We start from the raw sequence: 495 nt of genomic DNA, 5'->3' as shown, positions 1-495 counted from the left end.
CTGCGTGGTGCGCGCCGGGCGGGTCGGTCTGCTCGAACAGGACTGGGACGGCCGCCGCGCGCTGGGCGATGTGCTGGGCGTGGCGCCGGGGCTCGCCCGGCTTGCGCGGATCGTTGCGGGGGAGGGGGACGAGGCGGACTTCGCCGAGGCCGACTGGACGCTCGAAGCGCGGATCGCGGAAGCGCTGGTCGAGGTGGGCCTGGCGGGCCTCGCGCTCGATCGGCGCGTGGCGAGCCTGTCGGGTGGGGAGCGCACCCGTGTCGCGCTGGCGCGGCTGCTGATCGAGCGGCCCGACCTGCTGCTGCTCGACGAGCCGACCAACAATCTCGATGCGGCGGGGCGGGCGCTGGTCCTGCGGGTGCTCGAGGGTTGGCACGGCGGGGTGCTGGTCGCCAGCCACGACCGCGCGCTGCTCGCGGGGATGGACCGGATCGTCGCGCTGTCGGGGACCGCGACACGTGTGGTGACGGGGGGATGGTCGGCCTTCGTTGCCGT

The 495-nt window shown here is 75.2% G+C and carries 1 protein-coding gene; it reads left to right on the top strand.

The genetic code is table 11. The features are described from left to right. Positions 1–495: ATP-binding cassette domain-containing protein (locus MTR62_RS21195; RefSeq protein ID WP_244024658.1), on the top strand; the 495-nt coding region annotated here is incomplete at both ends.

The sequence above is a fragment of the Novosphingobium organovorum genome, assembly GCF_022832435.1.
Taxonomy (GTDB): domain Bacteria; phylum Pseudomonadota; class Alphaproteobacteria; order Sphingomonadales; family Sphingomonadaceae; genus Novosphingobium; species Novosphingobium organovorum.
Note: the sequence above shows the minus strand (reverse complement) of the source record. Positions and strands in the feature narration are given on the sequence as shown.